Source organism: Spirillospora sp. NPDC047279 (genome assembly GCF_040643285.1).
Lineage (GTDB): Bacteria > Actinomycetota > Actinomycetes > Streptosporangiales > Streptosporangiaceae > Spirillospora.
Genome location: NZ_JBEYUA010000006.1, coordinates 170,504 through 185,785, shown reverse-complemented (window position 1 = coordinate 185,785; position 15,282 = coordinate 170,504). Strand labels below are relative to the sequence as shown.

Here is a 15,282-nt window from a genome sequence, read left to right as displayed (position 1 = left end):
CACCGCGCTCATGCCCGCTGTGGCTTATGCCCGCCGTGTTCACGCGCGCAGCCGCGTTCAGGCCCGTAGTCGCGTTCACGCTCGCCGCGCTCGGGGGCCCGCAGCCGCCCGCGTTCACGCTCGCCGCGCTTACGCCCGCAGCCGGGTCTACGCCCGTATTGAACGCACACCCGTCTCGAACGCGCACCTGGACGCAGCGTGGCAGTGCTCCTCAGGTCGAACACCAGCCACCCGCACACCCACAGCTGACCGAGCACGCGCCCGTTCGCGCCTCTTACGTTCGTCGTCGCCAAGCCCGAACCCCGCATGGATCCGCCCCGCAGCCGGTCCACCACACTGACAAACGCGGCAATCTCTACCGCTTAACCGTCCACATCTCTGGCCTGATCACGGCACCCGCACCTGCACCCGCACATCCCGCGCGCAGCGCGGTAATTCTCCTGGCTTGAACCCGAACCACCAGCCCACCTCACAGCCGACGACCAGGCACCGCCATCCCCTACCTTCGTTCGTCGCTGCCAAGCTCGAACCCCGACACCGCACCTGCCTTAAGCCGGACGACCACACCAACCAAAGGGGAGACCACAGCCGCCCAACCGCAGCCCCGCACGAACCCGCGCTGCACCCTCACCTCGCACCTTCACCCCGCGCAGGCCCGTGCTCCGCCTTCACCTCGCGCCTTCATCCCGTGCCTTCACCCCGCGTAGGCCCGCGCTCTGCCTTCACCTCGCACCTTCACCCCGCGTAGGCCCGCGCTCCGCCTTCACCTCGCACCTTCACCCCGCGCAGGTCCGCGCTCCGCCTTCACCTCGCGCCTTCATCCCGTGCCTTCACCCCGCGTAGGCCCGCTCCGCCTTGACCTCGCGCAAGCCCGCGCTCCGCCCCTCACACCGCAGCCTCGACCCGCGCAAACCGCGCTGCGCCCTTACCCCGCGCCCGAGCGCGGGCTCCGGGGTGCTCGTCTAGGCTCGCCGGGTGTGAACGAAGGCGAATCCCTTGGGGACTTCTGGGCCGGCATCGCCGGGATCCGTTCCGGTTATCTGGCCGAGGTCCCGACGCACACCCTGATTCTCAAGCTCTCCGAGGAGGTCGGCGAGGTCGCCGAGGCCTACATCGGCCTGACCGGCGGGAACCCGCGCAAGGGTGTGCACAAGACCGAGGAGGACGTCCTCGCCGAGCTGGCCGACGTGATGATCGCCGCCGCGATCCCGATGGTCGACATCGCGGGCGGGCCGGACGAGGCCGGACGTCACCTGGCCGCGCGCCGGGACGTCGTCTCGTCGCGGGCGGCCGCTGCGAACGGCTGGCACGGCTCGTTCATCGCGCCGCACGTTCTGCTCCACCGGGACGACGGCAAGGTGCTCATGTTGCGCCGTTTCCAGACCGGCTACCGCGACGGCTGGCTGGCCCCGCCTGCCGGGAGGATCGAGCCAGGTGAGGACGTTCTGGCCGCCGCCCTCCGTGAGGGGAACGAGGAGACGGGCGTGACGCTGCGCCGGGAGGACGCCGCGATCTCGCACGTCATGCACCGGACCGCGCCGACGCTGCCCGGGCCGTGCCATGCGATCAGTGACTACTGGTTCAGCTTCCACCGGTGGGAGGGCGAGCCCCGCGCAGCCGAGCCCGACAAGGCGTCGGAGACGGTGTGGATCGACCCCGCCGACCCACCGGATGACGTGATCCCGCACTGCGCGCAGGTCCTCACCGCCATCACGCGTGGCGAGACCTTCAGCGCTAGGGGATGGGAGTAGTGCTTCGGCTGTAGGTCGTTGACCTGGATGGCTGTGTGGTGCGGGTCAGTCGGCTCGGAGTGCCCTGACGACCGTGATGGCCTGATCCAGCAGGTCGAGGGGGCAGCCCCAGTAGTCATAGATGCCGCCACGGGCGCGGTTGCTGCCGCGGACGACGAAGACGCCGGTGCCCAGCTCGGTCTTGAGGTGGGTGGCCAGCCAGCCGACGAAGCCACTGTTGTCCATGTCGTCGGCGAAGTGGAAGGAGAAGATCCCGAAGCGTTCGACGTCGTGGCTCTCCCGGGTGAGCGGGACAAGGCTGCTCCAGCTCTCCTGGTCCTGAACGACCGCCAGCGTCTCGCCGGTGAGCGCCGGTGGCCGGTCGGCCGGAGACTCCTCGAAGTACCAGACGCCGTCGTGAACGACGAGGTCGGCTTGGGAGATCACACGGCGTGGCCGCCGCTCGGTCTGTTCCGCGGGCTCCATGCTCACACTGACCACCGGCGACACTCCTTGATCCGTGCAGGTGTGATCCCGGGCGGGATCGATCGCCTGATCGACTTCACTGCCGGAACGAGGCTTCTGGCGGAACGATCATCGTCACAACGCCCGTGCCGATCCGTCCATTTCGTACGGGGCCTTCTTCGTCAGAAGACCCGATGAGTGAGGTTGCGCTCTTCATGTTCGGTGGGCGGCTTGTCGTCAGGTCCTGGCCGGTGCGTGGTCGTTCCTGACGGCGGCGTGGGGTTCAGGGTCGTCGGGTCCGACCAGGCCCGGCGGCGGGCGTTCGACGGAACGGGCTGAGAGCGTGGCGGCATGATCGAGCCACTGGCCGTCTTGGTCAACGGACTGCCCGGCGCCGGGAAGACGACCCTGGCCCGCGCCCTCTCGCGCTATCTGGGACTGGCGCTGTTCAGCAAGGACGTCATCAAGGAGGCCCACGCCGACGTGCTGGGCGATGAACGGCCTGACGGGCCGCAGCGCCGAGTGCCGCTGGAACGCGGTGCTCGGCGCGGCGGCGAGTGGGACCATGTGGGTACTGCTGGCAGACGCGCCCGCCGGTGGCCGTCCTGGAGTCCTGCTGGCCGACCGATGTCCGCGGCTTCGTCACGCGGGCTTGAGCCGGCCGACCCGGTGTGGTGGAAATCTGGTGCGACGTTCCGCTGGAGACCGCCCGGCGCCGCTTCGAGGCTCGCCACCCGCGCCACTCGATCCATGGTGACCTGCTCACGGATGACGAGCGGGACCGCTGGAGACGCACCGCGCGGCCCCTTCGGATCGGGCCCACCCTCCACGTCGACACCACCGGCCCCGTCGACGTCGAAGCGGTCACCGCCTGGATCCGACAGGACCGCTCCGATGATCCGGCCTTCGCCCGGACGGCCCGTTCCCCGGCTCTTGGCCATTCCTCTCAGGCCGCTTGAGAGGAATGGTCATGCGTCTGGCGCCTCTCGTTCGGTCACCGCGTGAGAACGAATTTCATCGAGCGGGGTCCGGACACGACCGAAGAACCTCTGGTGAGCACTGAATTCCTGCTCGTCCTCGCAGGGAAAGCGGGACATCCGGAAGCCCGCTGCCCTCGTCCCCGAGCTCGGTCGCATACGGATTTCAGCTCCGCTTGTCAGGTGCGGCGGTGGGGCGTGTGTGGGTTCAGGCCTTTGTCGTTCTTGGGGTGAGGAACTCGCGGGGTGTCTCAGGAGTGGAGGTAGAAGGTGCGGTTGGCGGGACGGTACACGCCGACTTCGTCTCCGTCGTCGCTGTCCCAGTCTCCGATGATGGGTTTGTCCTGGTTGGGCGTCCCGTAGGGGATGTCCTGGATCACGTTGGGGGCCCAGATGAGGTAGAAGCGGCTGTTCGCCGGCCGGTAGAGGCCGATCGAATCGACGCAGTCGCCGTTCCAGTCGCCGGCGACGGGCACGTCCCCGGCGTTCCCGATGGGGCCGTAGGGTCGGAGGTCGCCGCGGCTGCCGTCGGACCTGACCACCGCGGTAGAAAGTGCGGTTCCCAGGCCGGTAGACGCCGATGTCGATTAGGTCGTCGCAGTTCCAGTCACCGACGATGGGTTTGTCGCCAGGGTTTCCATAAGGCCCGATGACGCGGACGGCCGCCTGCGCGGCGGACATCGGGGTGGCAAGGGTGGCACTGAGGATGAGGCCGAGAGCGACGGCGACGGTGCGCTTTGGTGCGGACGGTCTGCGCATGATTCCTGCTTTCGGAAAGACGAATGAGCTGCGGGCCCCGGTGATGGCCCGTCAATGGCAGGATGCCGAGCCGCGCAGGTCAGGACTTTCGGCTGAACGCACAGGTTTAGTCCGCGAGCATGGTCGTGTACCGCCCGCAGAATGTGCGTGGTGGGAGTACACAGGCGTTGCGGAGGGGCCGGTTGAAGCGCGTGCGCCCGTACCCAGGTCCCGGTGTGACCAAGCCGCGGCGTTCAGGAAGCCCGGAGTCCGCCCTGAGCGACGCACTCGGTCCGCAGGATCAACGAGCGGTCATGAACGACGCCCAGCGGCCCTGGTCTCCGCCGCGCCTTCCCTCCTATGCTGCGTGACCACATCGTTCGGGGGATCATGGACTTCACGCGGTATCGCAGGCCGTCGGCCTTCCTGCTGCTGACGTTGGCAGTCGTCCTCGGCGCTGCGGCCGTCGCCGGGCTCGTGTCGGGAGACGAGGGCGCGCTGATCCTGCTGCTCCGGTTCCGGGAGCATGTCGTTCTGGTGGGGTGGCTCACCCTTGCCGCGCTGACCGGGGCGGCCCTCCTGGGACTGACGAAGTCCTCGCTGCGCTTGCTCCTGGTCACCCTGCTACTCATCATCGGTGCCCCGACGTTGCTTCTCGGCGGCCTGGCCTCCGCGATGTTCGGTGGCTCGGACAGGGAGGTGAAGACCGAGTCGGCTCCCGGCCGCGGCGATCGCCGGCTGCTCGTGGTGGCGCGGAGCAGCTCTCTGGACCCGGTCTGGTGCGTCTACGTCCAGCAGGGGAACCCACCGCTGGAACGCCGCTGGAGTGCCGGCTGCTTCAACGGCGACTCCGAAGACAACGCACTCAGCGAGACCGCATGGACGGCTCCCGACCGGATTCGCATGACCACCAAGGGAGGCACGGTCCACGAAGTGACCATCGCCCCAGGCGGCCGGCCCGACCGAGTCATCTCCGTCGGCTGATGACCTGGATCACCAGCGGGCGGGGACAGGGGTGGGAACGGGGCTGGGTTCAGAGGTCGAGGCCGCCGCACTTGATCGTGTTGAGGAACGTCGCCCACTCGCTCCGGCTGAACGCCAGTACCGGCCCGGTCCGGTCGGTGGAGTCCCGCGTTGCGATGACCCGCCCGGCGGGCATACCAGTGACCCCCACGCAGCTCGCATCGTTGCCGCCGCTATGGCTGCTGACCCGCCAGGCTGCGGCGACCTCGACGCACGTGCTTTCGTTGCCGCCGCTGTAGCTGCTGGTCCGCCAAACGGCGGCGACCTCGACGCAGCTGCCCTCGTTGCCACCGCTGTGGCTGCTGGTCCGCCAGTCGGTACCAGGCGTGTCGGATGGGCTCATGGCCTTGACGCTATCTCTTCGATCAGTGTGAGGGAACGGCCGTTATCGAGTGCGGCCGCCCAGATGTGGGAGAAGTAGCCGTCGTATTCATTGACCTCGTCATCCTGTTCACGGAACGAGAGGCGTGTCAGGTCCTCAACGACGACAACCATCAGCCGTCCCGGCGGGTCAAGTTCGAGAATCTCGAAAGAGCCGGTGTAGCTAGCGATGCTTCCCGCTGAGAAAGGCAGGACGCGGACGGTGATGTGCTCCCGCCGTGCCTGGCGGGCCAGATGCGATAGCTGTGCGCTCATTACGGCGTCGCTACCGACCCGTTGGTACAGGGCGGATTCGCCAATGACGGCCTCGTATCGCGGAGGGCTCGCATTGTCGAGGATGCGTTGTCGATTCATTCGGAACCCTACTAGGCCCGCTTCGTCTTGGGCTGTGTCGGGCGGTGCGGCAGCCATGACAGCCCGCGCGTAGGCCTCGGTTTGCATGAGGCCGGGGACGCGGCCTGGCTGGAAGCTGCGGAGGCGGGCGGAGTCGCGTTCGAGGCTGGCGAAGTCTTGGGCGGCGAGTGAGACGCGGCCCTGGAAGGCGCGGGTCCAGTCCTTCTCGCGTCCCTGCTCGGCGAGGTGCAGGAGGGATTGGCGGACGGGGCCCTCCTCCACCCCGTAGTAGTCGAGGATCTGAGCGAGGTCGCGGGGGCGGATGGGCTGGAGGCCGTTCTCGATCATGCTGAGGTTGGACGGGGAGCGGTCGAGGTCGCGACCGGCGGTGCGCAGGCTGCGGTTCGCTTCCTCGCGCAGCTCACGCAGCGTTCGGCCGATGCGGCGGAACCGTACGGAGGGGCTGGTGCCGGGCGCCATGTGTTCACGTTGACACGGAGCGTGTTCGAGTGTCGGGTGAACAGGCGAACGCTGAATGTTCTGTTTCGCAAGGTCGCTCACATGGCCGTTCTCGTTGTCGCGCCCGGGTGTCGCTGACGAATCTGGCACCGTGCGAGACACGACATCACTCTTCGGCGAGCAGTCCCCGGTGCTCGCCGCCCTCACGTTGCCGGGCGTCGAACGGTCGGTGGGCCACGCCCGCAGGTTCGTCGAGGACACGCTCGTGCCGGACGTGTGCTCACCCGGCGACGAACTCCTCGACGACGTGAAGCTGGTGGTCGACGAGCTCGTCGGCAACTCGATCCGGCACACCAGGTCGGGGGACGGGGGCAAGGTCACCATCGTGCTGCTGGAGCAGCACGGGATCCTGCGTCCCGAGGTGACCGACGACGGCGCCGACGGCAGTCCCCACATGGTCGACGACCCGGACGGCGAAGGCGGGCGCGGCCTGCGCATCGTGGACGCCCTGGCCGATCGCTGGGGCTACCGCGAGTCGGGCCGCCGCACCACCGTGTGGGCCGAGTTCGCGCGTTCCTGAGTGGCGGGAGGGGCGAGCGGTGTCAGGTGGGGTCGCTGACGCGTTCGTCGCCTATACGTTCGGCTTCCGGGACGTCGGAGGCCGGGGCGGGCTCGCCTGCCTTGCGCTTCTTGCGGGCGCGCATGGTCCGGGCCAGGGGTTCGGCGGTGCGTGCCAGCAGCGGGCCGGCGATGGCCAGCATCAGGACGTACGCGGCGGCCAGCGGCCCGAGCTTGGGGTTGACGCCCGCCGAGACCGCCAGCCCGGCGATGACGATGTTGAACTCGCCGCGCGGGACGAGGGCGGCGCCGGCGCGCAGGCGGCCGGTCGACCCGACTCCCGCGCGCTTGGCGGACACGTAGCCGGTGCCGAGCTTGGTGAGGACGCCCGCCACCGCGAGGAGGGCGGCGATGCCGAGGACGGGCGGCAGGTCGGCCGGGTCGGTGTGCAGGCCGAAGAACACGAAGAACACCGCCGCGAACAGGTCGCGCAGGGGTGCCAGCAGGTCTCGGGCGGTGTGCGCGAGCGGTCCCGACAGGGCGATGCCGACGAGGAACGCGCCGACCGCGGCCGAGACCTGCAGCTGCTGCGCGATGCCCGCCACCAGCATGGTCAGGCCGAGAACCTTGAGGAGCAGGACCTCGTCGGTGGGGCTCTGCACGAACTTCTCGACCAGGCGGCCGTGCTTCAGCGCGATGTAGAGGATCACCGCGATGGTGGCGGCGGCGATGCCGAGCGTGGTGGCCCCGGCGAGCAGCGACGCGCCGGCCAGGACGGCGGTGAGGATCGGCAGGTAGGCGGCCATCGCCAGGTCCTCGAAGACCAGGATCGACAACACCGCCGGGGTCTCGCGGTTGCCCAGCCAGCCCAGGTCGGCCATCACCTTGGCGGTGATGCCGGACGAGGTGACGTAGGTGATGCCGCCCATGGCGACCGCGGCGACCGGGCCCCAGCCGAGCAGGAGGGCGGCGAGCACGCCGGGCGCGGCGTTCATGACCAGGTCGGCCAGGCCCGCGGGCGCCGACGTGCGGAGCGTCCCGACGAGCTCGTTCGCCGTGTACTCCAGGCCGAGCGTGAACAGCAGCAGGATGACGCCGACCTCGGCGCCGATCGCGACGAACTCCTCGCTGGCCCCCAGCGGGAGGATGCCGCCCGCGCCGAACGCCAGCCCGGCGACCAGGTAGAGGGGGATCGCCGAGATCGAGAACCGGACGGCGACGGCGCCGAGAAGACCCAGCGCGAGGATGATGGCTCCGAGTTCGATCAGCTGGATCGCAGTGTGCATTCGGCCGTCACCCGCCGGACAGGATGGCGGCGACGCCGGCGGTGCCATCGCCGGTGCCGACCACGACCACGACGTCCGCGGCCTCGAACACGAAGTCCGGGCGCGGGCTCGCGAGCACCTGGCCGCCGCGGACCACGGCGACGATGGACGCGCCGGTGCGCGTCCGCGCCTGCGTGGCGGCCAGCGGGCGGCCGACGAAGGGCGATCCGGTGGCGAGCGGGATCTGCTCGGTCACCAGCCCCTCGACCTGCCGGTGCAGCTCGTTCAGCCGTTCGACGACCCGGTCGGTCTCGAGCAGCTCGGCCAGGCCGTTGGCCTCATCGCCGGTCAGCGCGACCGAGACGACGCACGTATCGGGGTCGTCCTTGTCGTAGACGACCAGGTCGCGGCGTCCGCTCCGGTGGGAGACCACACCGAGCTGCCGCCCCCGGGCGGTGGTGAATTCGTGCTTCAGCCCGATACCCGGCAACGACGTGCGCTCGACGTCCACAACCCCTCCAGATCACACCAGTCCAGAGGTCATGATTCCAAACAGTTATGGAAAGCCCCAAATCGGGGTCATTCAGGCTTGACCATGGCCTCGGGACATCCCCTTCTCGAGCCAGTCCAGGGCCGAATCGACGTCCGGCCGCCGGTGCATCTCCTGGTCGAGCCCGGTGATCGAGAGCGAACGTTCGACCCTCGGTTGCAGCCCGGTCACCACCAGTGAGATCCCGCGCAGCCGGACCTCGCGGATCAGCCGCACGAAGACCCGCAGCCCGGTCGAGTCGCAGAACTTCACCGCGGACAGATCCATGATCACCGCGACGTCGGTCAGCTCGAGCATCTCCGGAACGCGGTCGCCGAGCACCTCGTGCGTGGCCAGGTCGATCGGACCCTCGACCGTGACGATCGCGTACACCTCTCTCTGCTCAATCTGAACAGAGATCTCCTCATTACCTTCAGCCCCGCCCACAACACCGCACTTTCCCACACGCGATGACGGCCTGCCACTGGCACCTGACCTCTATCCAACTTCCGCACGCGGGCTTCCGGAGAGGGGTATGCGCAGATTCGTCAGGCCGTCGGCGCGGCGCGGGATTTGAGGAAGTCGCGGTACCAGAGGGCGCTGCGCTTGGGGGTGCGCTCCTGGGTGGCGCGGTCGACCGAGAACAGGCCGAACGTGGGGCCGTAGCCGTGCGCCCACTCGAAGTTGTCGAGCAGCGTCCAGGCGAAGTAGCCGCGCACGTCCACGCCCTGGGCGTGCGCGGCGGCGACGGCCTCGATGTGGGCGCGGAGGAAGTCGACGCGGTCCTGGTCGTGCGGCAGGTGGGCGTCGGCGAACGCGGCGCCGTTCTCGGTGATGACGATCGGCACCCCGGGGTGATCGCGGTGCAGGCGTACCAGCAGGTCGGTCAGGCCGGACGGGGTGACGGGCCAGCCGAGCGCGGTGGTCGCGCCGTCGCGGACGGGCGTCCCGTCGGCCCGGACGGTCTCGGTGAAGTAGTAGTTGACGCCCAGCACGTCCAGCGGCGCCGAGATCACCTCCAGGTCGCCCGGCTCGACGGGGAGCGCGAACCCCTCGCGGCCGAGGCGGGCGAGGACGGTGTCGGGGTAGTGCCCGCGCAGCAGCGGTTCGAGGTACATGCGGATGCCGAAGGCCTCGGCCTCCTCGGCGGCCTCCTTCGCCTCGGGCGTGTGCGGCAGCGTCGGCGTCGGGTTGAGCGTGATGCCGAACGTGTGGCCGCCGTCCCGCGTGGAGGCCGCGCGCATCCGGGTGACCGCCTCGCCGTGGGCGAGGAGCTGGTGGTGGACGGCGCGCACCGCCGCCGCGCGGTCGCGGCGCCCGGGCGCGTGCGTGCCCTCGGCGTAGCCGTACGTCGCGACGCACCACGGCTCGTTGAGCGTGGTCCACGTGGTCACCCGGTCATGGAGGCGGCCGAACACCAGCAGGGCGTAGTCGGCGAACCGGTGCGCGGTGCCGCGTTCGGCCCAGCCGCCCGCGTCCTCCAGCTCCTGGGGCAGGTCCCAGTGATGGAGGGTGATCCACGGGTCGACGCCGGCCGACAGCAGCGCGTCGACGAGGCGGTCGTAGAAGTCGAGGCCGCGGGCGTTGACCGGTCCGCGGCCGCCCGGCTGCACGCGGGGCCAGGCCACGGAGAAGCGGTAGGTGTCCACGCCGAGGCCGGCGACGAGCGCGACGTCCTCGGGCATGCGGTGGTAGTGGTCGCAGGCGACATCGGCGGTGTCGCCGCCGGTCACGGCGCCGGGCACCCGGCTGAAGGTGTCCCAGATGGACGGCGTGCGGCCGTCCTCCGCCGCGGCCCCCTCGATCTGGAAGGCCGAGGTCGACACGCCCCAGCGGAAACCGGAGGGGAGTCCCGGCGTCCCGGACGGCGGGCGGAGGTCATGCGCGTCGGTCGTCACGCCCACACCATAGAAAGCAGCGGACGTTCTGTCCATAGAGCGTTCTAGTAATCGACACGGCCTTGCGAACGGTGCGTGGCGGGGTCGCCAGTGTCGCAGTCGTGCTGACATGGCATTCTGTTACTCACACGTTCAATCGCTGGAGGGTAGGGTCGTCGCTGTGACGCAGATGGATTCGGCCGGCAGGGCGCGCAAGGCGACGATCAAGGACGTCGCGGCGCGGGCCGGTGTCTCGCCGTCGGCCGTGTCGATCGCGCTGCACGACCGGCCCGGGGTGTCCGCGTCGACCAAGGAGCGCATCCTCAAGGCCGCGAGCGACCTGGGCTGGCGGCCCAACCTCGCCGCCGCGTCGCTGTCCGGCCGGGCCGTGCACACCGTCGGGCTCGCCATCGCCCGGCCCGCGCGGCTGCTCGGGCTCGAGCCGTTCTACATGGAGTTCATCTCCGGCATAGAGAGCGTCCTCAGCCGCCGCTCGTGCTCGCTGCTGCTCCGGGTGATCGAGGCCGACGAGGAGATCGACGTCCACCGGGAGTGGTGGCAGGGCGGCCGCGTCAACGGCAGCATCCTTGTCGATCTCAAGGTCGACGACCCGCGGATCCCCGCCCTCGCCGAGATCGGGCTGCCCGCCGTGGTCGTCGGCGACCCCTCGCTGGCCGGTCCGTTCGCCTCGGTCTGGACCGACGACGCCGCGGCCATCGCCGAGGCGGTGCGCTACCTCGCCGCGCTCGGGCACCGCCGCATCGGGCGGGTCAGCGGCCCGGCCGAGCTCGGCCACTCGGTGATCCGCACCCGCGCCTTCGACGAGATCGTCGCCGAACTCGGGCTCGAGGGGCGGACGGCGATCGCCGACTACTCACCCGACCAGGGCGGCCGCGCCTGCCGCAGCCTGCTGCTGGCGCCCGACCGGCCGACCGCGATCGTCTTCGACAACGACATCATGGCCGTCGCCGCGCTCGGCGTCGCCGACGAGTTCGGGCTGTCGGTGCCCGACGACCTCTCGCTGCTCGCCTGGGACGACTCGCAGCTGTGCCAGCTCACGCGCCCGGCGTTGTCGGCCATGCAGCACGACGTCTACTCGTTCGGCGCGGAGGTGACCCGGGCGCTGTTCGACGTGATGAGCGGCGAGGGCCACCCCTCGCACGCCGCGCAGTCGCCGGTGCTGGTGCCCCGCTCGTCCACCGCCCCGCCCCGCGCCTGACCACCCTCCCTCAGAAGGCCGCGGTGGGGTGGCCCAGGGCGTCGTAGACGGTGCGGCGGCCGTGGGCGTCGTCGCGTGCGATGAGCAGGTGGTGCGCCGTGCCCTCGTGCGGGTGGGTGGGTCAGCCGCGCGGCCGGCTCGGCGATCGCGACGTGCCAACGAAACCGTGCCACCTGTCGCCGCAACGGCCCGCTCCGGCCAGCACGAGAGCCCTGGTCATGCGCGCCTCCTGTGACGCCTGATCTGGCTTGACAGCAACGTTTTAGTTGTCGCCATCTCTTTCTGGGCTGGGAATTTCGATCGTGTCGGAAAAATAGCACTAGACCGTTCTATGGACAGCACCCAATGTTGCGTCTAGGTTAAGCAGCCATCGACGCCAGGGCCCTGTGGCGGACGTCCGTCCGCGCCGCCGGACGCGGTGCGGCACTGCGATCACAGACGAGGAAGTGGTGCGACGTGCGAACGACACGTGTGGTGGCCATGGGGGCCGCGCTGGCGGCCGGCCTGACGGCCTGCGGCGGCGGCGCCGGCGGCGGCAAGGACACCGGGACGGTGCCGGTGCCCGGCGACCCGGCCAAGGTGACCGGCTCGATCACGGTGCTCACCAACCGCACCGACCAGGTGCAGGACGGCACCACCAAGCGGTACGCCGCGGCGTTCAACAAGATCTACCCCAACGTCAAGGTGGAGTTCCAGGGACTCACCGACTACGAGGGCGACGTCAAGATCCGGATGAACAGCAAGGACTACGGCGACGTCCTCTCGATCCCCACCGTGGTGCCGACCAGCCAGTACCCGGCGTTCTTCGCGCCGCTCGGCACCTCGGCCGACCTGTCCAAGACCTACGACTTCACCGAGCGCGACACCGTCGGCGGCAAGGTCTACGGCCTCGCCAACATCGGGGTCGCCAACGGCTTCGTCTACAACAAGGCCGTCTGGAAGCGCGCCGGCGTCACCGCGTGGCCCACCACACCGGCCGCGTTCGTCGAGGCGCTCAAGACGATCAAGGCCAAGGCCGGCGTCACGCCCTACTACACCAACTACAAGGACGCCTGGCCGCTGACCAACTGGGGCAACGCCCTGGGCTCGCCCAGCTGCGACACCGCCGCCAACGACAAGCTCACCACGACCAAGGAGCCCTGGGCGGCCGGCCAGGACCTCAACGTCGTCGACACGCTGCTGCACGACATCGTCAAGAACAAGCTGTCGGAGGCCGACCCCAACACCACCAACTGGGAGAACTCCAAGAACCTCATCGCCACCGGCAAGATCGCCACGATGTGGCTGGGCTCGTGGGCCGTGGTGCAGATGCGGGAGGCGGCGCGGAAGGCCGGCAAGAACCCCGACGACATCGGCTTCATGCCGTTCCCCGCCCAGGTGAACGGCGCGTTCTGCACGGTCGTGCGGCCCGACTACTCGTACGGGATCAACGTCAACAGCAAGAACAAGCCCGCCGCGCGCGCCTGGATCGACTGGTTCATCACCAAGTCCGGCGACGCGGAACGGGCACTGTCGATCTCCTCGGTGAAGGGCCGGCCGCTGCCGCCGAGCCTCCAGCCGTTCAAGGACTCCGGCGTGAGGTTCGCCTACCTCAGCTACGCCAAGAACACCCAGGTGCTCGACATCGACAAGGCGTCCGAGGTCGGCCTCAACAGCCCCGACTACCGGCAGCGCGTCGTCGACGTGGCGCGCGGTGCGGCCAAGGGCGACCTCCAGAGCGTCTTCGCCGACCTCAACAGGAAGTGGTCCGAGGCCCAGGGCACGGTGGGCGACTGACCATGGCCGCCCCTCGAACGGCCGCGCCCCGGACAGGCGCGTCCCGAACGGCCGCGTCCCGAACGTCAGGGTTCCGAACGTCAGGGTTCCGAACGTCAGGGTTCCGAACGGCAGGGTCCGGCGTCCACCGCCGGGCCCGGTCCGGCTCCCGGCACCACGGCCCCCGGCAGCACGGCGCCGGACACGGTCACCGGTGGTGGGCGCCCTGGCCCTACCTCGCGGTGCCGCTGGCCCTGCTGGTCGCGTTCACGTTCATCCCGGTGGTGAACATGATCGGCTACAGCTTCACCGACTGGGACGGCCTCAGCCCGGACCGGACGTTCGTCGGGGCCGACAACTACGTCGACCTCTTCACCCGGCCCCAGCTCTTCCAGGTCTTCGCCGTCAGCCTGTTCTACCTGGCCGGCGCGATGGTGCAGATCGTGGTCGCGCTCTACTTCGCGACCGTGCTGAGCTTCAACACACGGTTCCGCACCCTCTTCAAGGGCATCCTCTTCTTCCCCTACCTGATCAACGGCGTGGCCATCGGCTTCGTGTTCCTCTACTTCTTCCAGCCGGGCGGCACGCTCGACTCGGTGCTGTCGGCGGCCGGGGTGGAGCCGCGGCTCTGGCTCGGCGATCCCGACCTGGTCAACCCGTCGCTGGCGAGCGTGTCGGTGTGGCGGTTCATGGGCCTCAACATGGTGCTGTTCATCGGCGCGATCCAGTCGATCCCGCCGGAGCTGTACGAGGCGGCCGAGCTGGACGGCGCCGGCCGGTGGCAGCAGTTCCGCTTCATCATCGTGCCCGGCATCAAGCCGATCATCAGCCTGAGCGTGATCCTGGCGGTCTCCGGGGCGCTGGCGGTCTTCGAGATCCCGTTCATCATGACCGGCGGGTCCAACAACAGCGAGACGTTCGTCATCCAGACGATCAAGCTCGCGTTCAACTTCAACAAGGTGGGGCTCGCCTCGGCCGCCGCCGTGGTGCTGCTGGCGATCGTCCTGCTCGTCACCTGGCTGCAGCGGGTGCTCGTGCCCGACGAGAGGGTGGAGCTGACATGAGCGCGACCACACCGGCCGCGCCGGTCGCCCGCCGCAGGCCCGCGCCGGCCGCCCGCCGCAGGGGCGTGCCGCGCGGCGCGGTCGCCGCGTTCCTCACGTACCTGTCGCTGGTGCTGGCCAGTGCCGTGGTCATCGTCCCGATCCTGGCGATCCTGCTCACCTCGCTGCGCACCGGCCAGGAGATGACCACGAACGAGAGCCCGCTGGCGGCGCCCGGCAACTGGCTCAACCTGCACAACTACAAGGTCGCGTTCACCGACGGCCAGATGCTCCGGGCGCTCTGGAACACCTCGTTCATCCTGGTCTTCTCGCTGCTGGGCACCGTCTTCATCGGCTCGATGACGGCCTACGCCGTCGACCGGTTCCGGTTCCGCGGAAGGCGGCCGGTGCTCGCGGCGTTCCTCGTCGCGGCCCTCGTGCCGAGCGTCACCACGCAGGTCGCGACGTACCAGGTGGTCGGCCAGCTGGGGGTGATGAACACCCACTGGGCGCCGATCCTGCTCTACATGGGCACCGACATCGTGTCCATCTACATCTTCCTGCAGTTCATCCGGTCGATCCCGACGTCGCTCGACGAGGCCGCGCGGATCGACGGGGCCGGCTCGCTGACCATCTACTGGCGGGTCATCCTCCCGCTGCTGAAGCCCGCGATCGCCACCGTCGTGATCGTGAAGGGCGTCGCGATCTACAACGACTTCTACATCCCGTTCCTCTACATGCCCGGCGAGGACCTCGGGACGATCTCGACCTCGCTGTTCCGGTTCAAGGGGCCGTTCGGCGCGCACTGGGAGGTCGTCTCGGCGGGCGCGGCGCTGGTGATCCTGCCGAGCCTGGTCGTCTTCATCGCCCTGCAGCGCTTCATCTACAACGGCCTGACCTCCGGATCCACCCGATGAACGTTCCAGACCA

General features: G+C 69.4%; 16 protein-coding genes. 8 read left to right on the top strand and 8 right to left on the bottom strand.

What is annotated here, in order from left to right; translation table 11 throughout:
* Window positions 1-977 precede the first annotated feature (977 nt).
* On the top strand, window positions 978-1,751 hold the full coding sequence (locus tag ABZ810_RS17130; protein WP_358403910.1) for an NUDIX domain-containing protein: 774 nt from the start codon (window positions 978-980) through the stop codon (window positions 1,749-1,751).
* Window positions 1,752-1,796: 45 nt separating this feature from the next.
* Here ABZ810_RS17130 and ABZ810_RS17125 read toward each other — a convergent pair whose 3' ends face one another.
* Complete coding sequence (locus ABZ810_RS17125; RefSeq protein ID WP_358403908.1) at window positions 1,797-2,231, bottom strand: DUF6196 family protein; 435 nt, start codon at window positions 2,229-2,231, stop codon at window positions 1,797-1,799.
* A 315-nt stretch (window positions 2,232-2,546) separates the two neighbouring features.
* On the opposite strand from ABZ810_RS17125, the gene ABZ810_RS17120 reads away from it, so the two are divergent.
* Window positions 2,547-3,200, top strand: a complete 654-nt coding sequence (locus tag ABZ810_RS17120) for an AAA family ATPase (RefSeq protein WP_358403907.1) — start codon at window positions 2,547-2,549, stop codon at window positions 3,198-3,200.
* A 223-nt stretch (window positions 3,201-3,423) separates the two neighbouring features.
* Here ABZ810_RS17120 and ABZ810_RS17115 read toward each other — a convergent pair whose 3' ends face one another.
* Window positions 3,424-3,714: a hypothetical protein gene (locus ABZ810_RS17115; protein ID WP_358403906.1), complete on the bottom strand. Its 291-nt coding sequence runs from the start codon at window positions 3,712-3,714 to the stop codon at window positions 3,424-3,426.
* A gap of 586 nt (window positions 3,715-4,300) precedes the next feature.
* On the opposite strand from ABZ810_RS17115, the gene ABZ810_RS17110 reads away from it, so the two are divergent.
* Window positions 4,301-4,894 (top strand): hypothetical protein, encoded by a 594-nt coding sequence (locus tag ABZ810_RS17110; RefSeq protein ID WP_358403905.1) that lies wholly within the window; start codon window positions 4,301-4,303, stop codon window positions 4,892-4,894.
* A 49-nt stretch (window positions 4,895-4,943) separates the two neighbouring features.
* On the opposite strand, the gene ABZ810_RS17105 is transcribed toward ABZ810_RS17110, so the two are convergent.
* Window positions 4,944-5,276, bottom strand: a complete 333-nt coding sequence (locus ABZ810_RS17105; RefSeq protein WP_358403903.1) for a DUF397 domain-containing protein — start codon at window positions 5,274-5,276, stop codon at window positions 4,944-4,946.
* Window positions 5,273-6,127 carry a helix-turn-helix transcriptional regulator gene (locus ABZ810_RS17100; RefSeq protein ID WP_358403902.1) on the bottom strand — a complete coding sequence of 285 codons (855 nt, stop codon included), beginning with the start codon at window positions 6,125-6,127 and terminating at the stop codon, window positions 5,273-5,275. Before ABZ810_RS17100 ends, ABZ810_RS17105 begins: the two co-directional genes overlap by 4 nt.
* Before the next feature lie 130 nt (window positions 6,128-6,257).
* Here ABZ810_RS17100 and ABZ810_RS17095 point away from each other — a divergent pair, with 130 nt between their 5' ends.
* On the top strand, window positions 6,258-6,686 hold the full coding sequence (locus tag ABZ810_RS17095; protein WP_358403900.1) for an ATP-binding protein: 429 nt from the start codon (window positions 6,258-6,260) through the stop codon (window positions 6,684-6,686).
* 22 nt (window positions 6,687-6,708) lie between these two features.
* On the opposite strand, the gene ABZ810_RS17090 is transcribed toward ABZ810_RS17095, so the two are convergent.
* The 4 genes from ABZ810_RS17090 to ABZ810_RS17075 all read right to left on the bottom strand — a co-directional run bounded on the left by ABZ810_RS17090 (window position 6,709) and on the right by ABZ810_RS17075 (window position 10,356).
* Window positions 6,709-7,950 (bottom strand): cation:proton antiporter, encoded by a 1,242-nt coding sequence (locus tag ABZ810_RS17090; RefSeq protein ID WP_358403899.1) that lies wholly within the window; start codon window positions 7,948-7,950, stop codon window positions 6,709-6,711.
* A 7-nt stretch (window positions 7,951-7,957) separates the two neighbouring features.
* On the bottom strand, window positions 7,958-8,440 hold the full coding sequence (locus ABZ810_RS17085; protein ID WP_358403898.1) for a cation:proton antiporter regulatory subunit: 483 nt from the start codon (window positions 8,438-8,440) through the stop codon (window positions 7,958-7,960).
* Window positions 8,441-8,512: 72 nt separating this feature from the next.
* Entirely contained in the window at window positions 8,513-8,905 is a 393-nt protein-coding gene (locus ABZ810_RS17080; protein ID WP_358403896.1) for an STAS domain-containing protein, read from the bottom strand.
* Window positions 8,906-9,006: 101 nt separating this feature from the next.
* Window positions 9,007-10,356 carry a GH1 family beta-glucosidase gene (locus ABZ810_RS17075; RefSeq protein WP_358403895.1) on the bottom strand — a complete coding sequence of 450 codons (1,350 nt, stop codon included), beginning with the start codon at window positions 10,354-10,356 and terminating at the stop codon, window positions 9,007-9,009.
* A 169-nt stretch (window positions 10,357-10,525) separates the two neighbouring features.
* Here ABZ810_RS17075 and ABZ810_RS17070 point away from each other — a divergent pair, with 169 nt between their 5' ends.
* The 4 genes from ABZ810_RS17070 (at window position 10,526) to ABZ810_RS17055 (ending at window position 15,269) form a co-directional block, all read left to right on the top strand.
* The gene (locus ABZ810_RS17070) at window positions 10,526-11,554 is read left to right on the top strand and encodes a LacI family DNA-binding transcriptional regulator (protein ID WP_358404391.1); all 1,029 of its coding nucleotides are present in this window, start codon (window positions 10,526-10,528) and stop codon (window positions 11,552-11,554) included.
* A 456-nt stretch (window positions 11,555-12,010) separates the two neighbouring features.
* The gene (locus ABZ810_RS17065; RefSeq protein WP_358403893.1) at window positions 12,011-13,330 is read left to right on the top strand and encodes an extracellular solute-binding protein; all 1,320 of its coding nucleotides are present in this window, start codon (window positions 12,011-12,013) and stop codon (window positions 13,328-13,330) included.
* Between the two features lie 221 nt (window positions 13,331-13,551).
* A complete protein-coding gene (locus ABZ810_RS17060) occupies window positions 13,552-14,373 on the top strand; it encodes a sugar ABC transporter permease (protein ID WP_358403891.1) in 822 nt (273 codons plus the stop codon).
* Entirely contained in the window at window positions 14,370-15,269 is a 900-nt protein-coding gene (locus tag ABZ810_RS17055; RefSeq protein ID WP_358403890.1) for a carbohydrate ABC transporter permease, read from the top strand. The genes ABZ810_RS17060 and ABZ810_RS17055 overlap by 4 nt, the downstream gene beginning before the upstream one ends.
* Window positions 15,270-15,282: the final 13 nt, after the last annotated feature.